This is a genomic window from Thiospirillum jenense, assembly GCF_014145225.1.
Lineage (GTDB): Bacteria > Pseudomonadota > Gammaproteobacteria > Chromatiales > Chromatiaceae > Thiospirillum > Thiospirillum jenense.
In genome coordinates this window covers 1-25,520 of the sequence record NZ_JABVCQ010000020.1, presented here as the reverse complement: position 1 = coordinate 25,520, position 25,520 = coordinate 1, and the positions used below count along the sequence as shown (strand labels likewise).

Sequence of the window (25,520 nt, the reverse complement as noted above, 5' to 3'; positions counted from 1 at the left end):
AAATCTTTCTGAATTATAAGATTATGAGAATGAATTTAGCTGGACAATTCGTAACGAGTTCAAATAACGCAGATTCAGCCTCATGCCGTTAAGTAATGGTGTTAAAAAATGCTTCTGCAATTGCAGGATTTGTTAACGCGCTGTATCAAGATATTTGGCATTGCGGTGGGTATAAAACACTCGTTCACTCGGTTGAATTGCATCATCTGCCAATGGCGCATACAATTCGGCAATAAAACCACGGGTCCAATGGTGTTGTATTGCGTGTTTGAAATGCGCTAAACAACTGGTCAATTCATACTGATTGATCATGTTGGTATTACTGAGATAACAGCGGTTTGTAATGATGCTGTATCATTCAAGAACATTGGCAATCAGATAAGACGGATGTTGTTTCATATATCGTGCAACTATGCCACTACCCGAAAATAAGTCTAAATAAGACAAGCGGTTCTTATTCAGGCAATGCTTAACCTGTGCAATTGCTTGTCCAATTAACGGTAATAATGCCCGTTTGTTGCCAATGTAGGCGAGGATTCTTACGAAAATTCTTTTGTATCTAAACTCAGTTGGTTGTTCACATTTTTAATTTAATGTGTACATGCACATTTGAGACTTGTTAAATACTAATCACCGATTTTTTAATAGACTAGACTATCATTTTATGCAAACAACAAATTCAATAATTGCGCAAATGCCAGTCCAGCGAGTATTAAAAATGCCATACCGCCAATTTGATGCAAGCGTTGTATTGGTAAATACCGTAATAAACTTTGCCCCAGTATCACTCCCAATGCTGAAGTGAAGGTTAATGCTAAAGTTGCGCCTAACCAAACTGAAAATACCGGCAAATGACTCGCAAGTCCGGCAACCGCTAATTGAGTTTTGTCACCCATTTCTGCGAGGAATAACAGGGCAAACGTTGTCAAAAAAATGCTGCGGTTAGAATAGGATTGAATCACGGCATTTTCTTCTGTGTTATTCGCCGCATGGTACAAGGTGATGATACCAAAACTGGCAAATAATACGCCGACAATCAATGCGACTAACCAGTCCGGCAACCAATGGCCGATGCCAACACCAAATATAACCGCCAATCCATTTAATAACATAAAGGCGACAATTGCGCCTATTAATACCGGTAAATGCTGATGACGAGCGGCTAATGTCATGCACACTAATTGACTTTTATCGCCCAATTCAGCAAGAAAAATGACGCCAAAGGTCGTGATGCCAGCTGTGAACAACATATTTATTAAACAGCCTCTTTTTTATTTATCCAGTGAACCGTATGATTCACAGGACGTCGCCTCGTTTATTTATTGAGCAATGCCATGACTTCCGCAATCATGGGATTAACCGCTGCTTGCGCTTGGGGGCTTAATTGATAGTGCATGTAATTAAATTCGGCGCCAACGGCAGTGATTAACCAGGCTTGCGGGGTGCGGCCATAAAGTGCCGCACACCATGCAAGTAATTCCGTTGGCGTTTGAAAATGCCCTAATACAACGGGCGGAAATACTTCAGCAGTGACGCATTGGCATTGCACTGTTCCAGGAATACCATTAATTGCTGCATCAAGAAAAATGACCTGTTCTAACTCGGCAAACTCGGCAATTAACTCGGCAGTTAAAATATGTCGTGCAATGACTTTTACCCCAGGCGGCAGGGCGCATTGCGATAATTGATCGGCAACCAGTGGTCCGATTGCATCATCGCCACGAATAGGGTTGCCGTATCCAATAATTAAAATGCGGGTCATCATGAACGGGTAAGGCGATCAAGAATTTGCCCATTTGCATCACGCAATTCGATTATGAGCGGCATTTGCCCAACTGCATGAGAGGCGCAAGAGAGGCAGGGATCATAACAGCGAATAACCGCTTCTACGCGATTTAACATGCCCTCGGTGAGTTGTTGACCGTTGACGTAAGCATCTGCAACTTGCTTAATGCTTTGGTTCATTGCTAAGTTATTATGCCCGGTTGCAATAATAAGATTAACCCAGGTGATTAAACCGTCATCATCAATACGGTAGTGGTGAATTAAAATACCACGCGGCGCTTCAGAAACTCCAATCCCTTCATTGCGATTACCTCGCGCCCGAGCGCGGACACGCGGGTCAAGAATTTGCGGGTCTTTTAATAGGCGTTGCATCCGTTCGAGCGCATAAATGATTTCAACTAACCGGGCGTAATGATAATGAAAACTGGAACTGACTGGTATTGAATCTTCTTGTAAAGTGCGAAATTCTGCTAATGCGACATCCGCTAATGGAGTGCCGCAGGCGTCGGCATTATTTAAGCGCGCTAAAGGACCAACCCGATAAATACCACGCGGATAACCGAATGGTTTATAATAAGGTGACTTCATATAGGAATCAGTTTCACTCGCTTCGCCAATTAACAATTGGTAATCACGCGGTGCAATACGATCTTCGAGAATTCGCCCACGCGCATCCTTGACACGCAGCCAACCATTGCAATGTTCTAAATGCCCTTTAGGTGAAACCAGACTCAAAAAGAGTGTCGGTTGATTGCCAAAGTGATTAATTTCATCACGGAAACGGGGAATTAAAGTTTTAAACCAATCATAAGTACGGCGCGCAATCTCTAATCCTTCTGGTAAAAGCGCTAATATTGTGGCGCATTTCTCTGCTGATAAGGGTTCATTTACGCCGCCTGGGACAACCCAAGTCGGATGGATTTTTTTACCACCGAGAAGTTCAATAATGGTTTGCCCAATTTGCCGTAAACGAATGCCATCTTTTGCTAATTGCGGATACTGACGCATTACACCAAAGATATTGCGTTCCTGTGGGTCGGCATCCCAACCGAATAATAAATCTGGTGAAGATAAATGAAAAAATGATAGTGCATGGGATTGTACTAACTGTGCCAAATTCATAATTTTACGCAACTGTTCAGCCGTCTCTGGAATAGTGACTGCTAATAGATCATCACAGGCTTTATTTGATGCTAATAAATGACTGACTGGACAGATGCCACAGGTGCGGGCTGTTAATGCCGGCATTTCACGATAAGGTCGCCCTTCGCAGAATTTTTCAAAACCCCGAAATTGTGTTAAATGAAAACGTGCATCTTCAACCGCGCCAGATTCGGCTAATTGAATAGTAATTCGGGCGTGGCCTTCAATACGGGTGACGGGTTCAATATGGATGGTGCGGCTCATGGTTGGTATCCCTGTGTACATTAAGCGGGTGATGATCGCGTTGTACTGCACAATAACGCATGGGTTTTCGCATTAGCGAAGCGGTGAATCACTGTTTAGCGGCATGAATAATGTCTGGTTTAAGAGCGCGTTGTCCAATTAAATAATTCAGTGTCAGGCAGTTTGACATGTGTAATATAGGGCAGTGTCTGATGACGCAGTGTTGCAAGTAATTCTGAATACGCTAATACGGCTCTGGAATTAGGATCATACAAAATAGGTGTCATACCGGCGCGGCTGGCATCGCGTAGTTTGGTATCTACTGGAATGTGTCCAGACCATAGATGTGATTGATGATCGCGCTGTAATTGTGCCAGCGTTTCTAATGATGAGCGTGTGCGCGGATCATAAAAGGTTGGCACAATTGTATAGGGCAGCGGCGCAGTGCGTACCCGCATCACCATGTTAATAATATGCAACATGCGTTCTAACCCTTTTAATGCGAGGAATTCCGTTTGCACGGGAATAATTAAACAATCGCACGCGGCAAGGGCGTTAATCAACAGAATACCTAATACTGGTGGACAATCAACCAACACATAATCATAATCGCTAATGAGTTGCCGCAGGGCTTTTTTTAATGCTAATCCCATGCCTTCTAACCGGCCGGATTGACGATCTAGTCCGGCTAATCCAATGGTGGCTGGAATGAGATGTAATCGCTCCGATTGGGTCTCTAAAATCACATCATGGACAATAACATGGCGCCGTTCGGTAATGGCCAAAAACACATCAAAACTGCTGCGTTCTAATTGGTCAGGATCATAACCGAAATAACTTGAGAGTGATGCGTGTGGATCAATATCAATCATTAGGGTACGAAATCCCCATGCCGCTAATAATCCACCCAACGTCACCGTTGTTGTGGTTTTACCCACACCGCCTTTTTGATTGGCGATTGTCCAAACCTCCATCACGCCTCCCAATAAGTGACGCTGTACGCTGCCAAATGCTGCGCTCAACGCAACCGCCCATCATAGCGGTCAATCAAATCTCGTTTTAACAGCACAGTTTAGCCGAAACCGGCGCCTATTTTGGCGCTAAATTTGCCTTTAATCCAAAAAACTGCAAGTCTGTACACCGCCGTTCAGGTGCGCCATACTTGGCCGACTGTTCATTGGAGACCATGCTAGTGAGTACTAATCAAACTGTTTCATTTGATGATGAGCCGCTCATTTTAGTTGATAGCGACGATCATGTCGTCGGTTATGAAAGCAAACTGCATACCCATGAAGGACAGGGATTATTACATCGTGCCTTCTCAATTTTTTTATTAACCACTGATGGTCAATTATTATTGCAACAACGGAGTGGGTCAAAACCACTTTGGCCATTATTCTGGTCAAATAGCTGTTGTAGTCACCCTCGCCGAGGTGAAACCTATGAATATGCCACGCAACGGCGGTTACATGAAGAATTAAACTTAACTGTAGCATTGCGCTTTATTTACCGTTTTCAATACCAATCCAGCTATCAAAAATGTGGCGCAGAATCTGAGGTCTGTTCCGTATATGTAGGCGTACTACCAACTGCTCAGGTATTAAATGTTAACCCAAATGAAATTGCCGCCTGGCAGTGGTATCCTTATTCTGATGTGGATCAACTGATTGCAACACAAATAACACCCATTACCCCCTGGTTTGCATTAGAATGGGTGCGATTGCGGAGCGAATTTCATGCATTATTTGTATAATCACAAAACCCGCGTCAACTAATAAATCCTTTAATTCAATAACGAGGTTAATTAACTGATGTCCACGACTGAACGTCATAGCTTGAATTCACCAACAATACCGAGATTATTGACACTGCCATTAAATCTGGTGCCAGAATCCGCTCGCACCATTGTGCTGGCGCAAATACTCAATCGCGTATTTGCGCCAGAATTGATCGCCGGTGAATTGGATTTTTTGGCACATCGCGTCATGCGAATTACTATTGATGATGCACGTTTAAGTTATCGATTAACATTAGTAAATCAAAAGCTGCGCGCCGCACCAGCCAATCAGGTCGAAGACCTCAGTATTGAAGGGAATACCTATGAATTTTTATTACTTGCCACACGGCGGGAAGATCCAGATACTCTATTTTTTAATCGCCGTTTGCGCCTAGGTGGCAGTACAGAATTGGGGCTGTATGTTAAAAACTTTCTGGACAGTTTAGAATTAGAACAACGCCTCGGTATGCTATTAACTCTAATGCGCGGCGCCACCGATTTATTGCAACGGTTCGGTCAACAACGATAGAGTATTAGAAAATGTTACTGTGGTTTTATTTTGGCAATCAAACGCAACGTTGGAATGAATGACTATCATTAACGATTCTCACTCCGCCATTGCCAGCCGCTTTCGAGGATTCTTGCCGGTTGTTGTCGATGTTGAAACAGCCGGTTTTGATCCGCAATGCCATGCCTTATTAGAAATAGCCGCCATCATTATTCGCGTCGATGCTAATGGATGGTTAGAACCTGCATCGCCATTGGCTTGCCATATTTTACCTTTTATTGGCGCTGAATTAGACCCGCGTGCATTAGCATTCAATCGGATTGATCCACATCATCCATTCCGTGATGCTGTGCCCGAACATGAAGCACTGAATCGGATTTTTACACCCATTCGTAAAGCAGTGAAAACGCATGGTTGTAATCGCGCTATTTTAGTTGGGCATAATGCGCATTTTGATTTGAGTTTTATTAAAGCTGCTGTTGAACGCACGAATTACAAACACAATCCTTTTCATAATTTTAGTGTCTTTGATACGGTATCATTGGCGGGGCTAGTTTATGGGCAGACCGTATTGGCAAAAGCGGCAAAATTGGCTGGGTTAGGTTGGAATGATGAGTCTGCACATTCTGCTATTTATGATGCGGAACAAACCGCTAAACTATTTTGCACGATTGTTAATCGCTGGCGGAGTTTTAATCCAGAAATGTTTTAGTTGTGGCATCTGATTAAATATCAATGATCGTAATTTTATTGACATAGCCAATTCACTACGTCTAATGATGGTTGAATTAGATTATTTTGTTGATGATCTCGCAATCACTTTACCCTGAATTGGCTATCAGGCAACCTTAATTCTACAAAGTATTGCACTCATTCAATCACTTAATTTCCGGTTTGATGCGGCATCTAATAATGGTTGTAATTCACCTGTTGCCTGCAATTCTAAGATAACATCGCAACCACCTATCAATTCACCATCTACATAAATCTGGGGGAAGGTCGGCCAATTTGCATAATTGAGTAGGGCTGACAAAATTTTCGTGTCCTGCAACACATTGACATAAGCAAAACTGACACCACTTTCAATTAACACCTGCGCCGCACGTTGTGAAAAACCGCATTGCGGTAATTGTGGAGTGCCTTTCATATAAATCATAACTGGATTATTTTTAATTTGTTGTGCAATATGTTCGAGTGGTGTTTGTTTCGTTGGCATAATTAGATTTCACGACAGAATTATTAGATAATCAATTATTCAATTTCCGACAGTCTAATTCAAAAAACTAAACTGTAGAGCATCATTTTGCCGAACTCAGATTTAAGTTGAGCGTGTTTGCTGTTCCAGTACAGCAATTGCAGCTTTACCATCCGTCAAATTGACTCGCCACAATAAACTAGCTCCAATAATAAATAACCCTGCAATCGGCAAGAGTGATAAGCGTGTGTCATTGGTTAAAGCAGCCGTCATTGCAACCAGTGCTGGGCCTAATACCGCCGCAAATTTGCCAACCATATTAAAAAAGCCAAAAAACTGAGCAGTCTGATAACGCGGCGTTAAATGAGCAAATAATGCACGACTTAATGCCTGAATACCACCCTGCACCAAACCAATTGCGGCGGCTAATACATAAAAGTGCATGACAACTTGCAACTGAGATGCGGCTGCAACTATTAATAAATAAACCGCTATGCTTAATAAAATGCTATTTTTCGCCCCCCAATGTTCTCCGAGATGACCAAATAGCAATGCCGCTGGAAAACCGATTATTTGAGTGATTAATAACGATAACATTAAATCACTGGCGGCAAAACCAAGTGACAATCCATAATCAACCGCCATGCGCACAATGGTATCTACACCATCAATATAAAACCAATATGCAAGTAAACATAAAAAGCTATTGGGTAAGCGCCGAATAAGCTGTAATGTCGCCCATAATTCACGCAATACTGAAAAGAAAACAGTGGCGAAAGGTTGATGAGGGCTGATGCCCACATTAGGCTGTTCAGTGACCCACAGTGCAATTGGAATCGCAAATCCACCCCACCACACAGCAACACTGAATAATGACCAACGTACCGCGGCACTCGCGTCATTTAATCCAAACCAATCGGGATGTAAAGTCATCACAACATTGATGGCAAATAATACACCACCACCTAGATAGCCCATGGCATAGCCAAGTGACGATACGCGTTCATATTGATGTGGTTGTGATACGTCAACTAATAACGCATCATAGAAAATATTGCTACCAGAAAAGCCCAATAATCCAATAAAATATATGGCGAGTGCCAATACCCATTGACCTTGAGCCAGCCAATACAGCGCGGCGCTGGAAAATACACCTAATACGGTAAAGAGTAATAAAAACCGTTTTTTTGCATTGAGACGGTCAGCAAGAGCGCCAAGTACAGGGGCGGTCAATACAATAATTAAACTTGCCGCAGAATTGACCATGCCGAGCCAGAATGTACTGGTGGTTGCTGGTAGTGGTGCTGCCCAAAATTGTTTGAAAAATACTGGAAAAAAGCCGGCCATGATCACGGTGGCAAAAGCCGAATTAGCCCAGTCATAGATTGCCCACGACCATATTGCTCTTTTTGAATGAACTTGTGTCATTTTTATGGTGTTAGTCATATCGCTTTATTTAACAAAAGCATTTTAATATGACCAATTGCTTGAGTTGGATTTAATTGCTTGGGACACATTTCAACACAATTCATAATACTGTGACAACGAAATAAGCGATACGGTCCTTCAAGTGCGTCAAGACGTGCATTCATTGCCTGATCACGACTATCAATTAAAAAGCGCCATGCTTGAAGTAATGCGGCGGGGCCATGAAATTGATCGGGATTCCACCAAAATGATGGACAAGCAGTTGTACAACAACCACAGAGAATACATTCGTATAAGCCATCAAGTTGTGCGCGTTCTGATGGCGATTGTAATAATTCGTGTTCTGGTAATGGTTCGGTGCGAATAAGATAAGGGCGAATGGCACGGTATTGTTCATAGAACTTGGACATATCTACAATTAAATCGCGGATAATAGGACATCCAGGCAAGGGGCGGATTATAATAGGTTCAGTGAGACTGGTTAATGGTGTTGTACACGCAAGACAATTAACACCATTAACATTAACGCCATCGGAACCGCAAACTCCTTCGCCACAAGAATGACGAAAAGCAAAGGTTTCATCAAGCGCTTTAATTTCCAATAAAGCGTCGCGTAGCATCATTCCTGAATGCACCGCAACGTCGAATACTTGCATTCGAGACTGCGTATCACGCTCAGGATTAAAGCGAAATAAATGAATTTTTACTAGGTGTGACATTAATTGTGAGTATATTAGGTGGCAACCATGAGATCTAAAGACTATGTGCAATAGGGCGTTGCTTATAATTCACGGGTTGCAAGAAATTGCAGCGCCGGCCAACGCTCTTCTGTTAATGCAAGATTGACTCGTGTTGATGCGAGATAAACCAATTGATTATCTCCATCAAGAGCCAAATTTTCGTAGGCTTTATTTTTAAACTGTTCAATCATTTTAGTATTATCACTCACGACCCAACGGACGGTATAAACACCGACTGGCTCCATAACCGCCTCGACACTGTATTCATGTTTGAGGCGATAAGCTGCAACGTCGAACTGTAGCATACCAATAGCACCAAGCATGATGTCATTATTTTTCAGTGGACGAAATACTTGCGTTGCACCTTCTTCACACAATTGCACTACGCCCTTCAATAAGGATTTAGTTTTTAATGGGTCTTTTAATACAACCCGCCGAAACAATTCAGGTGCAAAAAATGGTACGCCTTCATATTTCAATTCTTCACCTTCGGTAAAGGTATCCCCGATTTGAATGGTGCCATGATTATGCAATCCAATAATATCGCCTGGCCAAGCCTCTTCTACCAACCGTCTTTCATCTGCTTGAAAAGTAATTGCATTAGCAATTTGTATGGTCTTTCCTAAGCGGACGTGGCGTATTTTCATACCTTTGCGATAATTGCCTGAACAAATTCTTAAAAACGCAATACGATCTCGATGAGAAGGATCCATATTCGCCTGTATTTTAAATACAAAGCCAGTAAAGGTTTCTTCATTTGAATTAATTTGGCGTTCACGCGCTGAACGAGGGCCGGGCATTGGCGCATAAATAGCAAAAGCATCTAATAATTCTTTGACACCAAAGTTATTGATTGCTGAACCAAAAAATACGGGGGTTTGATATCCATGCAAATACGCATCAAGATCAAATGGATGTGATGCACCTGATACCAATTCTAGTTCTTCACGCAATTCATCCGCTTGGTCGCCTAGTAACTCATCAAGACGTGCATTCATCAAGCCTTGAATGATTTCACCTGTCTTAATCTTACCGCCATGTGTTGCACTAAATAAATGTGTGCAATCATGCCGTAAATCATAAACACCACGAAACCGTTTACCCATCCCAATCGGCCAGGTGATTGGCGCACATTGAATATTTAAAATTTGCTCAATTTCATCTAAAACTTCAATAGCCGCTCGCCCTTCGCGATCAAGTTTATTCACAAAAGTCAAAATAGGTGTTGCCCGCCGCCGACAAACGTCCATGAGCTTAATAGTGCGTTCTTCCACGCCTTTTGCGACATCAATAACCATTAATGCTGAATCAACCGCTGTTAAAGTACGGTAAGTATCTTCAGAAAAATCTTCATGCCCGGGCGTATCTAATAAATTGATAATTGCTTCACCATAAACAAACTGCATGATTGAAGAAGTCACTGAAATACCACGTTGTTTCTCTAATTCCATCCAATCCGAAGTGGCATGACGCGCCGCTTTACGCCCTTTGACTGTACCTGCCATTTGAATAGCGCCACCAAATAACAACAGTTTTTCAGTCAAGGTTGTTTTACCAGCATCTGGGTGAGAAATGATGGCAAAGGTGCGCCGCTTATTCAATTGTTCGTCAAGTTCGGACATGCAAATTTTCCATTATAAACGTGTGGTATGCCAGTTAATTACTAATTGACAACGTGGGGGCTGTTATTGGTGCTAGGTTTAATTAGAACACTAAAACTATAGCAGCGTCAGTATTAAAAATACCGTTGGTATTAAATTGACGATATGTATCTCAATGTTATTGAAAAATAACACTACTGCTAAGGTGCAGTTTTATTCTGCTGTCGCTGCATGGCGCGCATGAAATTTGCCATTGAAGATTCGGCAATTCCCCACCAAGGATCGGCAATTTGCTGAAATGCTTGTATTGATTCATAAATCGCTTTAAATGCCGGATTATGTGCTGATTCTTCGGCATATACTTGTTGAGCAGTTGCATAAGCCTTTAATAAAACATCATCAGGAAAACGTCGTAAAACTGCGCCATCCCGCACAAGCTGTTGTAATGCAGTTGGGTTTTTGACATCATAAGTAGCTAACATCAGTAAATGTGTTTCTTTAGCCGCAGTTTCAAATACTGCTTGATAAATAGGTGGTAAAGCATCCCATTGTGTTTTATTCACATAAAACACAAGGTGGGTGCCCGGTTCCCACCAGCCCGGATAATAATAATATTTAGCAACTTTATGAAACCCGAGTTTGGCATCATCATAAGGAACAGTCCATTCGGCAGCATCAATTGCACCACGTTCTAATGCTGGGTAAATTTCGCCCCCCGGTAATGATTGCGGGACAGCACCTAATCGTGAAAATATCTCAGCACCAAAGCCGGGAATACGAATTTTAAGGCCGTTTAAACTAGATAACGATTTAATTTCACTGCGAAACCAGCCGCCCATTTGTGCGCCAGTACTGCCACCAGGAAAATTAACAATTTGGTAGTCGGCAAATAATTTACGCAATTGTTCTAAGCCACCGCCTTCAAATACCCATGCAGTTAATTGACGAGTATTTAACCCAAATGGACAAGTGGTCTCTAATGCCAACGCTTTATTTTTCCCATAGTAATAATAGGATGCAGTATGACCGCATTCAACCGTATTTTGTTGAACAGCATCCAATACACCAAATGGCGGTACAATTTCACCACCAGCAAATACGCGAATCTCAAACTGACCAGCAGTTAATTCCATAATGCGGTGCGCAAGCATTTCAGCGCCGCCATAAATCGTGTCTAAACTTTTAGGAAAACTAGATGCTAAACGCCATTTAATTTTAGGCATTTCGGCATAGGCTGGAATAGTTAAACCTGCTGTAATAGCACCAATGCTCGTAGAAGAAATAAATTGTCGTCTGTTCATTTTTCTCACCTTTATTACTTTTTAGTTAGTAAAAATTATCAAATACTGCCAATAAGTAGTATCCGTAATAGGCAAAACAGTCAGTAAGCAATCGTATTGATATTAAAGGATACATACCTGATTTCTACCAGTTTCTTTCGCTTGACACAAAGCAACGTCCGCTAGGTCTAGCATAGCAGTTAACATGGGTTTTAACAGCATAGTTGCACCAATGCTAATAGCGACCTGCAACTGGGGTGATACGTTGCTGGATAGGATCAATCGGGTGTATCCGTCTGATAAAAAATATAAATTTTGCCTAAAATCCTATTGTGCAATGCACTACCAAATTTTTTTGGATAACATGGTTATCAGATTAGCCATAACGGGTAATTAAACTAAGTTGTTTTTAAGAAGTAAACGATTGATAATTGCGCGATTTTGTGACCAAAACACAACTTAGCAGCCATAAACAATCGTCAATTGGTAAATGCGATTTGTAATTAGTCAGCTAAACTGCTCTTTTGTGAAAAAGGAGAAGTTTGTGTAGTGAGTTCTAACTTTTATTACATTTTTTACTACTTTTCTTATTTTATAAAAAAGCTAATCAGGCTGACCGGTTATCATTTTTTAATCCCATAACTCCTTAAAATATTCAATACAGTCACTAAATTTCTACGACGTGAACACTAGGATATACTAGCTCTTCATACGGCATACTGACAAAATGTCCTTGAATATAATCAACCCCAATGGAATAGAGCAATGGCAAAACATTTGCGTTGTCAACTGCTAATGCAATCACTTTTGCATGATGATTAGTGGCACAGGAAATAAGGCGGCGTAGTGCATCTTCTGTTTCATGGTCAACAATCGCCCCGTGTAAAAAATTACAATTGAGTTTCACATGCGTGACTAAGTTAGGTATTAAATCAAGCAACCAGCCATCATCAGCATCAAATTTCTCAATGAGTAAACCATGTTGATAAGACTGGAGTATTTGATGTAACCGTTTTAATCCAGCTTTTTGTTTACTAAAAACTTCTTTATCTACTTCGATCACAAGTGACCCAGGCATAATAGCAGCTGTGTCAATGGTATTAATAATGGCATCTAGCGCCAGATCAGAAGCAAGCGTTTCCGTTGCGAGATTCAAAAACAATCCTGCCATAATGCCAGATTGCGTCTGCATGTGTGCCAATGTTGCTAATGCACGATGAAACACCCATTGATCGAGTTTAGTTAACCAACTATGACGCGACGCAACTGGAAAAAAATCTAATGGTCGCAAGATACGTCCATCTTCATCACGCAATCGCAACAACGCTTCAAATAATGCTGGTTGTTCGGCAATCAATTTTAGTGTCACAATCGGTTGGTATTCTAACACCAATCCATCGGATTCAATCAACCGTTTAATACGCAAATCTTCGGTGCGTGAAGTAGTCACCAAAGGAATAATTTTTTCAATACTTTGCTCTTGTAAAAGCGGATTTTCTTGATCTGGGTCTTGATTGAAATCTTCAAATTTAGTTAGTTTAGGTAAAGGTGCAATGTCTGATTTTAATGTTCGACGTAGTTGCTTTAGTTCTTTACGCATCACAGCATTTATAATTTCACGTTCAATAATCATCAACAGGTGTTCTTGATCGCCAATCGTAACAACATCTGCTGCACCGCGTCGAAATGCCTCTGCTGGTGACAGGCTGCTACCCAATGGACGAACTAACACTAATGAAGGGGAGCGATTCATTTGATTCACAAGTAATTTATCTATATGCAATAAATAAAATGCTGTGACATCACATAAAATTAAATCCCATTGCTCATTATCCGCCAACGCAGCAGTGACACTTGGATTATCGGATAATACGGTAAGGCGTATCCAGTTTGGACGATACTCTTCTAATATATCGGATAACCGCCACATTTGGGCATCAAACCCAAGACAAAGAATTGTATTCATATTCGCTAAATTCATAACAGCATCTACCTAATAGCATAAACCGTCATTGTTACTTCTGACAGTGATTTTACTACGAATAGCACTATCAATTTGGATAATTATTTAGGTTAAGTGGACACTTGTATGTTAATCTATTTGCATCAACAGGTGCTAGAGTCATCAAGATTTTAACCTCCAATACCCATTGATGGCGATACGAACAGCGCATTTGCAGCGATTGATTTTGCATTACTACATATTATCAAATGGCTACCATAACCACTCGACACACAGCGCGATCTCTAAAACAACGGCTGTATGCGTGGCTTACTTGCCATGTCAATGCCGCATCAGATAGTGTGCAGCAATTATGGGTAACGCCATTTGCAACGGCATTGACCATTGCAGCAATTGCAATTGCATTAGCCTTGCCCACTGCGCTACATGTATTCACAATTAACCTCAAAGAATTAGGCGGACATTGGGAAGGTGCGGCTGCTATTTCACTTTTTTTATTACCACATATTGATGAACAACAAGCGGATAAGTTAGCTAATGAATTGCGCCAACGGACTGATGTTGCTCATGTGGAAATCATTTCGCGTCAAGCTGGATTAGCTGAATTTCGTAGTTATAGTGGACTAGGTGCGGCATTAGATCAATTAACCGAAAATCCGTTACCAGTGGTGTTGGCATTATATCCCACATCTTATATTAGTGATTTAACAGAATTAGAGCAGTTAAGCGCAAGTGTGGCGCAATTGCCAGGTATTGACTTTGTGCGCTTGGATACTGAATGGATCCAACGATTGCAAGCGGTGATTAAATTATTACAACAGGGGCTGTGGTTATTGAGTGCTGCATTAGCGATTGGTGTTTTATTAGTGATTGGCAATACGATTCGGCTTGAAGTTGAAAACCGCCGTAATGAAATCGAGGTCATGGACCTTGTGGGCGCTACAGCTTCTTTTATTCGCCGTCCCTTTTTGTATAGCGGCGCCTGGTATGGATTATTTGGCGGTAGTGGCGCCTGGGTATTAGTGAACTTCATGGCATGGCAGCTACAAACGCCAGTAGATCGCATTGCGCGCTTGTATCATAGTCATTTTCAACTGTTGGGATTAGATTGGATTGCAACATGTATTTTAATGATTGGCGCCATTGCATTAGGGATTGCTGGCAGTTGGTTAGTCGTTGCGCAGCGGTTAAACCAATTACAACCCTCGCGTTAATTCAGTGATGCACTGCCCGTGCAATGCTAATCCATCGGGTGTGAGTGTTGTTAGGCGCACTGGGATGATTTGATTGGTTAATAATAGTGATGGTGCTGCCTCAATCGCTATTTTAACAGGGAAATAATTGCGCGTATAGCCAACCCACTCGCGGCAGTCGGGCGGGCGCGCTTCAATTAATACCTGATCGGCGCGCCCGAGTTGCCGTTCTAATTGAGTGCGTTTTAATACCGCTGTTAATTGCTTTAATTCACGGATGCGGTGCTGCATAATTGCTGCATCTATCCGTTGGGGCAGATCAGCGGCGCGAGTACCGGGGCGCGGTGAATAAGCAAAACTATGCACATGACTGAATTGACTTTGCGTGACTAATGCCAATGTTTGCTGCCAATCGGCATCCGTTTCGCCGGGAAATCCAACAATGATGTCGGTGGTTAAATTGACAGTTGGAATGCGCTCGCGGACAATTGAAACTAACTCAGCAAAGCGAATTGCACTGCCGCGCCGCCCCATGCGTTTTAATACTTGATCCGAGCCGCTTTGTACTGGTAAATGGAGATGCGGCATTAAACGTGGATTGTCAAATAATGACCATAACGCTGTCGGCAATTCCCAGGGTTCGAGTGCGCCGAGGCGGATCCGTTCAATGCTGGTGTCATTTAAGATGGCTGTTAATAATGCCATTAAATTGGTGTGCAGATCATGGCCGTAGCCAGCGACGTGAACACCGGTTAATAACACCTCGTGAATGTCTTCGGTTGTCAATTGTTGGATGTGTTGAATAATCTCAGCAATTGGGCGGCTGCGTTCGGCGCCGCGGGCAAGGGTGGTCATACAAAAATGACAGCGGTGACGGCAGCCATCTTGGATTTTAATAAATGCTCGCTGCCGGCCGCGTGTGAATAATACATTGGATGACGCGGGCTGATCGTTCATTGGTGATAATGATAATTGCAAGGCAGCATTAATGAGACTGACCAATTGATCTTTATCGGCATTGGGAATTAAAATGTCGCACTCTGCTTGAAATCCAGCGTGATAAACCGGTAAAGATGCGGCGCAGCCGGTAACAACACAGCGGGCGTGTGGATATTGATTGCGCAAGCGGTGAATTAACCGCCGTGATTTGCGCACGGCATCGGCGGTGACGGCGCAGGTATTGATAATGATTAAATCGGCGGGTGAATGAACATCGCTTGGATTAAGAATGGTAGCGCCCGCTTGATTGAGTTGTCGCGCCCAGTATTCCGTTTCGGCTTCATTGAGACGGCAGCCGAGGGTGGCTAATTGCACTTGCAGCGGCGGTGTGTTTTTATTCACTGAATGACACTCACAGATTAAAATACTTATGATGACTCGTTGTGTTGTTGATCCCATGACCCGTATTGAAGGGCATTTACGCTTTGTGACTCACATTGAAAATCAAGTTGTCATTGATGCACAGTGCAGTGCAGATATGTTTCGCGGGATTGAAAAAGCGTTAATTGGGTATGATGCGCGAGTGGCGCAACAGGTCACGCAGCGTATTTGCGGTGTGTGTCCCTATGGTCATGCAGAAGCGGCGGCGTTGGCATTAGAACATGCGATGAACTTGCGCCCCAATGCGAATGGCCAGCGCCTGCGTAATTTAATTGTTGGGAGTTATCATCTGCAAGATTATTTGCTGCATTTTTATGCGTTATGTGCATTAGATTTTATTGATATTACCGCCGTGTTGCATTATCAAGGTCAGGATGCTGGGTTATTAACGGTGCGCGATTGGGTGAAACAAGAAATGGCGAGTGCAAAAGTCTTTCCCGCCGCGCCCTTTTTACCGCGCTATGAAGCGGCCTATTGTCATGATCCGACGCTGAATTTGAGTGCGATTCGCCATTATTTAGAGGCGTTGCCAATCATGGCGACATTACATCGCATGGTGGCGTTATTTGGCGCGAAAGCACCGCATCCAGTGACGATTGAAGCGGGCGGGGTGACGACCATTCCATCATTAGACAGCATTATTCAATTCCGCACTTGGTTAATCCCGGTGGCGGCGTTTATTCGCGGCGCATTTCGGGATGATGTGACCGCCGTTGCGCAAGCCTTTCGCCCGTATTTTGCCGAAGGGCGCGGCGCTGGTCATTTATTGTCGTATCCGTTTTTTCCAGATGCAACCGGGGCAAATCATGCCTTTGCTGGCGGGGCGACGTTAAATGGACAGTATCAGCCGCTTGATATTAATAAAATTACTGAAGATAGTGTTCGTTCGTATTATAGCGATCAACCAGATCGCCATGTTAAACCATTGAGTAGTCGCCATTTGACGCCAATTGATTGGGCGCAGTTTAATCACGAGCGGGCGCAGCCGAATGGTAAATATAGTTGGGCGCGGGCGCCGCGCTATGGTGGGGCGGTCATGGAGGTTGGTCCGGTGGCGCGCATTGTCAATACTTATCACGCGGGAATCAATCCAGCGGTGACGTCGCTGGTGAATCAATATAATCAGGCGCTGGGATTAACCTTAGCCGATTATCCTTCAGTGATGGGGCGGCATTTGGCGCGGTTATTCAATGCGTTGTTGATTCTTGACCGATTAGAACAGGATTTGGAGGCGCTGGTGCCGGATCAATTGGGTTTTATTGAACAACCGGTGCCGCGGAATGCGCAGGGGGTGGGTTTAACTGAGGCGACGCGGGGGGCGTTGGCGCATTGGATTGCAACGGACGATCAGGGTTATATTCAGAATTATGAATTGATTGTGCCGACAACGTGGAATATTTCGCCGCGAGATGCGAGTAATCAACCCGGGGCGGTGGAGCAGATGTTAATTGGCACACGCATTCAAAATTCCGCCGCGCCTATTGAATTGACGCGCATTGTGCGCTCGACTGATCCGTGTATTGCCTGTTCGGTGCATTGAGCGGCGCAGTTGGGACTTGACGAGCGGGCGGGGGTGGTTGATAATTCTCTGCTCAAGGCGCCCGTGGCTCAGTTGGATAGAGTACCTGGCTACGAACCAGGGGGTCGGGAGTTCGAATCTCTCCGGGCGCGCCAATTCCCTGATAAAGTAAACGACATTGGCTCAGATAATTAATTTATCTGAGCCATTTTTTTTTGCGCGTTTATTTACCCGCACGAATAAACATTTGCAATGATCGAATTGATTATTGCCGCCAGCAGGTGGCGGGATCATCAGCCGCGCCCTTTTGCCCGAAGTTGTTGATAGTGAGGGTGCCGCAGGCGTCATTCGCTTGTGGGCCATCTGTGGCGGGAACGGCTTGTAATGAATAGGCGGTGGCTGTGGGTGTGGCGGTGAATGAAAACGTGTAGCGGTTAGCCATGCTGCCGTCAGTGGTGCAACTCGCTGCGGGGATATTTGCGTCGCTATTATAACGGGAGGTGCTGGTATAGCGCCGTTCCATGCGTGTTGCCAGTTCTAATAAACAGCCGGTGGCGGTGGTGCGCCATGATTTAATCACCGAATCTTGATAACTGGGATACGCAATGGCGGCGAGGATGCCGACGATGGCGACGGTTATCATCAATTCAATTAAGGTGAAGCCGGCGCTGGGTTTTCTATTCAACATGCTGTCTGTCCATTAAAGTTTTGTGAATTAACCGGCGCTGTTTGGTGAATGACAGCGCCGGAACTGTGGGGCGGGTTTATTAGCGGAGTTGGCGCCAGCTTTGACAGCCATCACCGCAATTGCCGCCGCCATCATCTGTACTAATTTTACGCAATTCCTCTGGTGTGCCACCATCTTGACCAGCAATCACCGGGACAATCATACGCGGGCTTCCACTCCCCGGATGATTGGGGTCTTCTTCAACAGCATCTTCAATCAAATTAATTGGCGCATTAGTGATGTGATCTATGCCAATGCTGGTATAGGGCAATAACACTTCCTCGCCATTGATATTAGCAGTAAACATATCGTTTTCCGCATCAAATGAATCATCTTTATTCACATCAAACACGGGGCCATTAAAACTACCGCCGTCATACATATCCACCACTAATACCCAACTTTTGCCGCCGCCTGTTTGACAGGGATCATTCGATTCTTGCGGAATAATACTGGTGAACATGATCTTCGTTGTATAGGGCAGAATATCGGGTCGGGTGACTACGCGCTCACCTTCGCTATCATTTTCTGGAGAAATTAAATCAATGAACCAGCCACGTTTATCCGCCCAATCAATCGCATGATCAGATAATACGCGCCACGTTAAACTATCGGGGTCATTATCGGCGGTTGTTTCATAATCAATAGTCTGCTGCAATAATTCACTGCGACTGGCAATAGCTGAACCACCATGCCAACTGCTGTTATCCGGCAGTCCGCCATCCTGCAACGACGCATTATCCCAAATGCCATAAATAGACTGCACCGCTTGATTACCGACATCAGTATTGCGCATGTATTGCCCAGTGCCGAAATAAACGATGTAACCATTATCAGGATGATAGCCGACCTCTAATGGACCAGTAATAGGTTGCGCCACATCAGTTGAATCCGTTGCCGTGAATAGCGGCCCGCCATTGCTGGCAATACCCCACCCGCCGGGACTGGTACCAGTTAAATCGAATTTCCACAGGTTGCCTTTTAAGTCACCCGCATACGCACCAACGACAGTGTAATAGCGATCCCGAATAAGCGTCACTGCCGATAACCCATTGGTTGAATCATCTGAAACCTGAATCTTTTTAATCAACATGTCAGCAGGATCGGTTGGATCGCCATTTAATTTAACAATGTATAACCACGCACCAGTGCCGCTATTATAGCCATTGCCAAAGATCGCCGCCCACTCACCATTTTTCATCCGGCCAATCACCGGTGATGAGGTCATTTGATTGACCATGTAACCCATATTTTCATCCTTGAATTCCCACAAGACTTTACTCGCGTTGAATTCAGCGGGATTGGTCACATCTAATGCAAAGACGCCCTTACCACCTGCGCCTAATGAACTGACTAATACCGATTTCCAACTGCCAAGATAGGCTTCACCAATCGCGGGCGTACCGTCCACGAAATAACGATGTGCATAGGTTTTATCCACGAGTGAATTAACCCGCCCTTCATCCCACACACCCTGTGGCATATATGCGAATTGTTCGGCGCCCGTCGCGGCATTAAACGCATGGAGCATCCCGTCATTCGCACCAACATATAAAACGGGCGTTCGATTTGCCGTACCGCTAATGAAAGTCGCATAGCTATCGCGTCCCGCAACCCCGGTTGGCAAATAAGTATAGCCGGCGTCTTCCGCTTTACCGACATAGAGTGGATTGGAATTAACAATATCGCCAAGCACTGTCGTCCGCGCTCTATAACCATTTGGAGACTCGGCGTCATCATTTTCCAAACTATCATCACCCAATAGCCAATTAAGGCGCGTTTGGTCGTTATCCAAGATACCCTGTTGTGCTGTGGTCAAGTCATCCCACGCCAAGTCAATGCCGGTAGCGGTGGTGATATTGCCGCTTTCATCAGTTTCTTTTTTCCAAGTGAAGAGATGGCGGCCCGTCTCATCATTTAATTCAGTCGCCGCTTCCCAACCGGGCGCCCATTCACCGCTATTATTCAAACTGAATTCTTCTAAATCACCACTCCAATCATTGGAATCAAAAATCGCTTGATAAATGGCGGTATCGGTCGTCGCCCGCGTCGAACTGGTCGCCACTGATGCCATTGAAAATTCACCAAGCATAATGATACGAGCAAAGGCTTCTTCAATTTGCTCTTTTAATTTCCCCGCATTGGTGACGAGGAAATAATTAGGCGATTTTTCACCCTGCGCCAATCGTGCATTGCCTTCTGAGCCATACTTAGCCGCATACCACAATGGGCTTTCTAATACCGTTGCGACATTGGCATTATTACTCGCGGTAAAGGTGCGCGTGGCAAATAACGGTAGCGGTGTGTCGGTATTGTTAATTGTACATGCACTCGGTGGTGTATTGCTATTACACCCACTTGCTAATACGCCAACGGGCGTATCGAGGAAATAATCCGGATCATTTGACTCGCTGGTATCTTTATCGCGCACTTCTAAATAAACACCATCTGTATCAGTGCCAGAAATGACATACCCTAAATGGTGCATGATGCTGCCCGCCGCGTATTCAGACGTTAGCGTCACCGTCAACGTATTATCGCTATTCACCCGCAACTCATACACGATAATTGCGTCCATATCATGGTCAGCACCCTGTTCGACATCTTCAAAGTTAATGCGAAACTTAACAAATGGCCGCCCTTCATTCACCGTGCTATCGGCATCCGACCCATTGGGATCCGTATTGGCAAAGGTTTCGACAAAGAAATCCACAATGGTATTGGTCGGTTGGAATTGTCCTTTAGCAGGATTGATGCTCATTCCGCCGACTGATTTAGCGAATGGCACCAGCGTCACCAATTTATTATCCACTGGAATCACGATTTTGGGCAATGGTGACGCCAGCGCCACCGAAAACGTATTGATGTCTTGTTTATCTTGAATATCAGAACGTAAATCTTCTTGATACCCAAAACGCGCTACGCCGGCGGCGTAATAACTGCCTTGTTTAGTAGGTTCTGAAGGTGATAAACCACGAATATCACCTAATCCTGATACCTGTTTCGCAGTCGGCGCACCATCATATAAATTGCCCACTTGACCAATAAAATGATAACCGCTGCCACCATGTTCAGCACCCCAAATGGCATTGGCTTCACTGGCTGCGTTTAATCCGCTAATGTCACCGCTAATACTGCCAAAGGCACTGCCCGGCACACTGTCTGAATCATAGGATGGATTGACATCACTAATGACTAATTGTGCGCCTGGAGAACAATAGAGCGCATCATTTTGACTATAGGGATCAACCCACGCCGGCGCGGGTAATGTCATTGTCGAGTCGCCGGTATAATCGTGCAGTGTCACGGTTTCTTTATTATTACTAATAGACGAAGGCAAAAAAGATGATGTTGCAGCAGTTTTACCCGAGAAATAACGCAAACTTTCATACATCATTTCGCCAATGGGATTACCCCAATCTGGGAATTTGGCGGTGGATTCAACCATTGCTTTAGTTGCTAACCAGCCATCATTATATTTATAGTCCGTTCCCATTTTGAAATCCACAATCCGAAACCGATCAATTGTATTGACGATGCCTAATACATCCTCTAAAAAGATGCCGGTATCGGGATCCACTTCATTAGCAAAACTCTCAATGTTTTTGCGCAAAATCCCGCCCTGCATATTATAGGGATGCGTATAACTGCCCGAGATTAAACCAAACAACATGCGATCCGTTTCCCCATAATCTTGCAATAATCCAATGGGTTTATGACTACTGCCATAGGCTTTACAATTTTCATCAAGATAACTCGCATCGCACACTTTCACGCGCACGACATAATCGGTCATGGCTGAGGCTGGATAGGTGCGTTTTGTTTTATAGGTGGTAATAATTGGCTTACTGTCATCACTGCCATCTGGGCCGCGTAAATTCGCGGCCGGTACAATTGCCCATACCCCAGAAGGGGGTTTCCATAATAATTGCCAATTGTCACCACCCGTGACTTCTTCATGGCGAAATTCAACCGAATGCCAGCCACTGGTTAATGTCTTAGTGACTTTAGAACCGGTATTGGTTGCGCGTGTTTCTATACTTGCATCAGTTTTGTCGCCATGACCACCATACCAACCTGTCACGACTTGCCCATCAATTAACACCTCGACTGCGTCATCGCCATTGGTGGCAAATTCATAATCGCCCGCTGTGGCGGCGTTAATTCGGCCGGTAATAATCGTTAGATAGTAATCGTGGGTACAACCAGCAATGGTCGTAAATGGATTGTTATTGGAGCCAATCGTATTGATTTGTCCATTGGTTATTTCACCGCTGCCGCAGCGTTGTGCATCCGTTGCCCAATTGTCCACCATTGCTTGAAAGGCGCTGCTATTTGCCGGATGTGATGCTGTGTCACCGCCGGCGCTGGTGGTACAACCGCCGCTCACGCAATTGGTGCCAGCCACTGGACGTTCAATGGCGACCCATTCCCAAATCCGAAAACGTGAATCATTTAAGACGCGCAATAATGGGAGTTTATTGCCGCCATCTACGGCTAACGTGGTATTAGCGAATAAATGACGAGTGCCGTCGGCGGGAATTGATAATGGCGCATATTGACTGATGTTGTAGCCATCATGCGCAATGCTTTTATATTCTTTCCCCCAGCTATGGGCGTCTTGGGGAATATAAGACCGTTCTAAAATCGTTTCATTTTCATCATCAGTGCTGCGCTTGCCGCCGTAGAGTACTTTGCGTAATGCGTCAATGCGCGAGGTGGTGAGGTAATTCAAAAAATCACCGCTCCAGGCGCCCGAACATTTTTTTGTTGCAGTCGCGCCGCTGGGAACAAATTTGCTGCCATCGTGGGTGTAGCATAGATGCGAATCGAAATAACCGAAGTAATCTACTTGATTGCCCTCAGCGTCGGTCATATTGGGTTTATAGCCAATGTCTAATACGTTGTCGCCGCTTAAATCGGAGGCATCATTGTAGGCTTCATAATAGAGCGTGTGATCGCGCCCCATAATTAACATGGTGAGGGGGGGGGCTGAAATGCCGCCGCCGCCGAATAGGGGGGCTTGAGATAACGGTTCAACTGACGGGGTTGGTTCTGCAAACATTGCCATGACATTGCTCATGCCACAAGTCAGCATAAAGCTGAATAGAAAGGCATAGAATTTTGCGATGCGTTGATTGGGTTGGTTGTGTAGAGACATGGTGGATTCTCCAATAGAATTATGGGGCGCAAACGAGTGCTTCTAATACAACAACGGCTGTATTTAAGCTGCCTTGCGCACAAGCAGTAATACGATAAGGGTGTAACAGTGGCGTAGGGTTCATTTCTACACCATTGCAAAATTTTTGATCAGGTGGGACAGGTAAAATTGCTTCCAATTCTTCAATAGTATAAACGGGAAGTGATGCAAGCACTGCATGTTCGCCAATCATATTAACGTTAGATGCTTGGTTAGTACTTGTCCATGTTGCACAATCTTGATTAAAATCAGGGCGTGGTGTTGTTGGGCTGTTAATTATTGTAAGACTACTTTTGTTGGATTCTATTGTTCGCGCCGCTTCTCGTATTGCCGCCTCTGCCGCTTGAAATGCTAATTGCTCACCGCGTGAATTATTTGCCATGCGCTCATCAAATGCCGTGTTCTGCACCGCCGATACGCCAATAATGGTCGCTATCAATAGAATCATTAACCCGGTAATAAGCACCGCGCCCTGTTGATTTGGATAGGACATATGATTTAACCTCGTGCAAGCCAATGTGCTAATCAATTATTGTTGCTGCCGATTCCGTAACGCAATAGTTGTTGTTAATACCTGATAATAACGCCGATCTGTTGGCACAAATAGCGTTCCAGCGTTAGTCAAAAAAGGCACAGACATCGCCTGATCCATCATATTGGCGCTATTCGGATCATTATTTTGCACTAATAGACTAATGCGGATGGCGGTAACATTTGGCCAATCTGTCGCAGTAAGACTATTAGCAGAAACATAGCTGGTCGCGTTTTCCACTAAGTAAGTAATTTGCATATCAATCACGCCAGCAATTAGCTCTTCATCCGCTGGACGTACGGAAGTTGGATGACCATTGTTAAAACTACGTTCACGCAATCCGATAGAGCCATCAGAGCCAGTGCCAATATAATAAAAATAGCTACTGAACCTAAAAATTTCTGGGCTATAATAATCATTAGGATCAGCAAGATCATCAGGATCAACTACACTAATGTTAAGTGGGTCAGAATTTTTTGGTTGTTTGGTTGTACTACCTTGAGTGGATATTCGTTTTGCATCATCAGATGCTAAATTTTGGAATAAAAAACAGTCGTTGCCGCCGACAACCAAATAGATTGCTCCGTTTTTAGTAATATTAGCTTGATTTAATTTTAGAGTTTCTGTTACGGGAACGGTATTGCCGTCGCTGGGTGTTAATCCAGAGAAATCCGCTGCATGTTTAATAAAAATTGCATCAGTATTAGGAATATAACCCGTTTCATTATAAACATCAAAATTAGGGTCTGCCTGATCCACTCCATCCCAACCGCGTATTGCTGTCCGTTGATTTTGTGCTGCTAAACAGTCGTGCTTTTCACCTAAGCAATACCGATCATCGGTATAGCCGCTTGCATTTTTATCTAATAAACTGCTAACACTTGAACACGTCCCAATATACCCCGTCTGCCGAATCTCCCGCGTCAACACATCTAATGCAAAGCGCCCGCTCTCCTGTACTCGGGCTAATTGCTCATTCATGTTGTAACTTTGCTTAGTGCCTAAAAATAACGCAATGACACCACCGGTTAAAAAAATTCCAATGGTCATTGCAACCAATAATTCAACCAACGTCATGCCGCGCTGTAACTTGAGTGTCAGGCAATGTTTTGTCATGGTCATGCTCACAATTCGGTATTAAAACTAAAAGACATGGTGCCATCAATACCGGCCGCGTCACAGAGCGGATCATCTGGCAATGTTTCCTCGGTCAATTGATCTACTCGTGATTCATTCCAGCAAATCGTCACGGTAATAATTCCACTGTTGTTTTGAATACGCGCTTCAGCCGATGTCAGCGCACAGG

The 25,520-nt window shown here is 44.0% G+C and carries 23 protein-coding genes and 1 tRNA gene; 6 read left to right on the top strand and 18 right to left on the bottom strand.

The window, feature by feature from the left end:
- Positions 1-132: 132 nt before the first annotated feature.
- The 6 genes from HUK38_RS14925 to HUK38_RS09770 form a co-directional block, all read right to left on the bottom strand.
- Positions 133-312: a hypothetical protein gene (locus HUK38_RS14925; protein WP_202985540.1), complete on the bottom strand. Its 180-nt coding sequence runs from the start codon at positions 310-312 to the stop codon at positions 133-135.
- 42 nt (positions 313-354) lie between these two features.
- Positions 355-525, bottom strand: a complete 171-nt coding sequence (locus HUK38_RS15625; RefSeq protein WP_420825168.1) for a DNA adenine methylase — start codon at positions 523-525, stop codon at positions 355-357.
- 137 nt (positions 526-662) lie between these two features.
- On the bottom strand, positions 663-1,250 hold the full coding sequence (locus HUK38_RS09785) for a TMEM165/GDT1 family protein (RefSeq protein ID WP_182584153.1): 588 nt from the start codon (positions 1,248-1,250) through the stop codon (positions 663-665).
- 65 nt (positions 1,251-1,315) lie between these two features.
- Positions 1,316-1,765, bottom strand: coding sequence for a hydrogenase maturation protease (locus HUK38_RS09780; RefSeq protein WP_238787575.1), 450 nt, complete (start codon positions 1,763-1,765; stop codon positions 1,316-1,318).
- Positions 1,762-3,192 carry a Ni/Fe hydrogenase subunit alpha gene (locus HUK38_RS09775; protein WP_182584152.1) on the bottom strand — a complete coding sequence of 477 codons (1,431 nt, stop codon included), beginning with the start codon at positions 3,190-3,192 and terminating at the stop codon, positions 1,762-1,764. Before HUK38_RS09775 ends, HUK38_RS09780 begins: the two co-directional genes overlap by 4 nt.
- A gap of 119 nt (positions 3,193-3,311) precedes the next feature.
- The gene (locus tag HUK38_RS09770; RefSeq protein ID WP_182584151.1) at positions 3,312-4,145 is read right to left on the bottom strand and encodes a ParA family protein; all 834 of its coding nucleotides are present in this window, start codon (positions 4,143-4,145) and stop codon (positions 3,312-3,314) included.
- 218 nt (positions 4,146-4,363) lie between these two features.
- Here HUK38_RS09770 and idi point away from each other — a divergent pair, with 218 nt between their 5' ends.
- Genes idi through rnt form a run of 3 tightly spaced genes read left to right on the top strand, consistent with a single transcriptional unit; the run spans position 4,364 to position 6,168 of the window.
- Positions 4,364-4,924, top strand: a complete 561-nt coding sequence (gene idi, locus HUK38_RS09765) for an isopentenyl-diphosphate Delta-isomerase (RefSeq protein WP_182584150.1) — start codon at positions 4,364-4,366, stop codon at positions 4,922-4,924.
- A 58-nt stretch (positions 4,925-4,982) separates the two neighbouring features.
- The gene (gene ubiT, locus HUK38_RS09760; RefSeq protein ID WP_182584149.1) at positions 4,983-5,477 is read left to right on the top strand and encodes a ubiquinone anaerobic biosynthesis accessory factor UbiT; all 495 of its coding nucleotides are present in this window, start codon (positions 4,983-4,985) and stop codon (positions 5,475-5,477) included.
- A 58-nt stretch (positions 5,478-5,535) separates the two neighbouring features.
- On the top strand, positions 5,536-6,168 hold the full coding sequence (gene rnt, locus HUK38_RS09755) for a ribonuclease T (protein ID WP_182584148.1): 633 nt from the start codon (positions 5,536-5,538) through the stop codon (positions 6,166-6,168).
- Positions 6,169-6,330: 162 nt separating this feature from the next.
- Here rnt and grxD read toward each other — a convergent pair whose 3' ends face one another.
- The 6 genes from grxD to HUK38_RS09725 form a co-directional block, all read right to left on the bottom strand.
- Complete coding sequence (gene grxD, locus HUK38_RS09750) at positions 6,331-6,672, bottom strand: Grx4 family monothiol glutaredoxin (RefSeq protein WP_182584147.1); 342 nt, start codon at positions 6,670-6,672, stop codon at positions 6,331-6,333.
- A 102-nt stretch (positions 6,673-6,774) separates the two neighbouring features.
- Positions 6,775-8,097 carry an MFS transporter gene (locus tag HUK38_RS09745; RefSeq protein WP_182584146.1) on the bottom strand — a complete coding sequence of 441 codons (1,323 nt, stop codon included), beginning with the start codon at positions 8,095-8,097 and terminating at the stop codon, positions 6,775-6,777.
- Positions 8,094-8,798 (bottom strand): succinate dehydrogenase iron-sulfur subunit, encoded by a 705-nt coding sequence (locus tag HUK38_RS09740; protein WP_182584145.1) that lies wholly within the window; start codon positions 8,796-8,798, stop codon positions 8,094-8,096. The genes HUK38_RS09745 and HUK38_RS09740 overlap by 4 nt, the downstream gene beginning before the upstream one ends.
- A gap of 62 nt (positions 8,799-8,860) precedes the next feature.
- A complete protein-coding gene (locus HUK38_RS09735; protein ID WP_338065398.1) occupies positions 8,861-10,447 on the bottom strand; it encodes a peptide chain release factor 3 in 1,587 nt (528 codons plus the stop codon).
- Positions 10,448-10,620: 173 nt separating this feature from the next.
- Positions 10,621-11,721, bottom strand: coding sequence for a TRAP transporter substrate-binding protein (locus tag HUK38_RS09730; protein ID WP_182584143.1), 1,101 nt, complete (start codon positions 11,719-11,721; stop codon positions 10,621-10,623).
- A 646-nt stretch (positions 11,722-12,367) separates the two neighbouring features.
- Entirely contained in the window at positions 12,368-13,666 is a 1,299-nt protein-coding gene (locus tag HUK38_RS09725) for an EAL domain-containing protein (protein ID WP_238787574.1), read from the bottom strand.
- A 245-nt stretch (positions 13,667-13,911) separates the two neighbouring features.
- Here HUK38_RS09725 and ftsX point away from each other — a divergent pair, with 245 nt between their 5' ends.
- Positions 13,912-14,877, top strand: coding sequence for a permease-like cell division protein FtsX (gene ftsX / locus HUK38_RS09720; protein WP_182584141.1), 966 nt, complete (start codon positions 13,912-13,914; stop codon positions 14,875-14,877).
- On the opposite strand, the gene mtaB is transcribed toward ftsX, so the two are convergent.
- Positions 14,860-16,197: a tRNA (N(6)-L-threonylcarbamoyladenosine(37)-C(2))-methylthiotransferase MtaB gene (gene mtaB, locus HUK38_RS09715; RefSeq protein WP_338065397.1), complete on the bottom strand. Its 1,338-nt coding sequence runs from the start codon at positions 16,195-16,197 to the stop codon at positions 14,860-14,862. The genes ftsX and mtaB overlap by 18 nt on opposite strands.
- A 28-nt stretch (positions 16,198-16,225) precedes the next feature.
- Here mtaB and HUK38_RS09710 point away from each other — a divergent pair, with 28 nt between their 5' ends.
- Together HUK38_RS09710 and HUK38_RS09705 are read left to right on the top strand one after the other, a co-directional pair.
- Positions 16,226-17,776, top strand: a complete 1,551-nt coding sequence (locus tag HUK38_RS09710) for a nickel-dependent hydrogenase large subunit (protein ID WP_182584140.1) — start codon at positions 16,226-16,228, stop codon at positions 17,774-17,776.
- A gap of 57 nt (positions 17,777-17,833) precedes the next feature.
- Positions 17,834-17,910 (top strand) — tRNA-Arg (locus HUK38_RS09705).
- A gap of 110 nt (positions 17,911-18,020) precedes the next feature.
- On the opposite strand, the gene HUK38_RS09700 is transcribed toward HUK38_RS09705, so the two are convergent.
- The 5 genes from HUK38_RS09700 to HUK38_RS09680 form a co-directional block, all read right to left on the bottom strand.
- Entirely contained in the window at positions 18,021-18,443 is a 423-nt protein-coding gene (locus HUK38_RS09700) for a type IV pilin protein (protein ID WP_182584139.1), read from the bottom strand.
- A 79-nt stretch (positions 18,444-18,522) separates the two neighbouring features.
- Positions 18,523-23,643 (bottom strand): pilus assembly protein, encoded by a 5,121-nt coding sequence (locus HUK38_RS09695; protein ID WP_182584138.1) that lies wholly within the window; start codon positions 23,641-23,643, stop codon positions 18,523-18,525.
- A gap of 19 nt (positions 23,644-23,662) precedes the next feature.
- Positions 23,663-24,175 (bottom strand): pilus assembly PilX family protein, encoded by a 513-nt coding sequence (locus tag HUK38_RS09690; RefSeq protein ID WP_182584137.1) that lies wholly within the window; start codon positions 24,173-24,175, stop codon positions 23,663-23,665.
- Between the two features lie 36 nt (positions 24,176-24,211).
- Entirely contained in the window at positions 24,212-25,330 is a 1,119-nt protein-coding gene (locus tag HUK38_RS09685; RefSeq protein ID WP_182584136.1) for a PilW family protein, read from the bottom strand.
- An 8-nt stretch (positions 25,331-25,338) separates the two neighbouring features.
- Positions 25,339-25,520 (bottom strand): hypothetical protein (locus tag HUK38_RS09680; RefSeq protein ID WP_182584135.1); only part of this gene is annotated, 182 nt, incomplete at its 5' end.